Source organism: Deltaproteobacteria bacterium (assembly GCA_011773515.1).
Taxonomy (GTDB): Bacteria; Desulfobacterota; Deferrimicrobia; order J040; family J040; genus WVXK01.
In genome coordinates this window covers 48724-49430 of sequence record WVXK01000037.1, presented here as the reverse complement: position 1 = coordinate 49430, position 707 = coordinate 48724, and the positions used below count along the sequence as shown (strand labels likewise).

General features: G+C 51.8%; 1 protein-coding gene. It reads left to right on the top strand.

Annotation, left to right across the window (positions count from 1 at the left end):
* Positions 1–707, top strand: a 707-nt coding sequence (gene yidC, locus GTN70_04005) for a membrane protein insertase YidC (protein ID NIO16153.1), incomplete at both ends; no start/stop codon positions are given.

Sequence of the window (707 nt, the reverse complement as noted above, 5' to 3'; positions counted from 1 at the left end):
GGTCCAAAAAACAGCGCAGCGCTCAAGGCTGTTGGCAACAACTTCGACGAGGTCCTCGATTATGGCTTCTTCGGCTGGATCGCCAAACCCCTCGTGCTGCTTCTCAAGTATTCGAACTCGATAACCGGAAACTATGGAATCGATATCATCATCCTGACGATAATCATAAAGATTCTCTTCCACCCCCTGACCCAGAGAAGCTTCGCTTCCATGAAGAAAATGCAGGATATTCAGCCGGTTATAAAAGAGCTGCAGCAGAAGTACAAAGGGGACAAGGCACGTTTGAACCAGGAGGTGATGAGCCTCTACAAGACGTACAAGATAAACCCCCTCTCCGGCTGCATGCCCATGATTCTGCAGATCCCGGTCTTTTTTGCCCTCTACAAGGCCCTTCTGGTTGCAATAGAGCTCCGCCACGCCCCCTTCATGTGGTGGGTAACCGATCTGTCCGCCCCCGAGCACCTGTACGATTTCAACCTCTTCGGGTTCCTCGTTCCCATCCGGCTCCTCCCGCTTTTGATGGGCCTGTCGATGTACTTCCAGCAGAAGCTGAACCCGTCGGGGGGCATGGATCCGACGCAGCAGAAGGTGATGAACTTTCTTCCCCTGATCTTTACCGTTATGTTCTGGGGATTTCCAAGCGGACTGGTCATCTACTGGCTCGTGAACAATATCATATCGATCGGCCAGCAATATTTCCTGTTGAA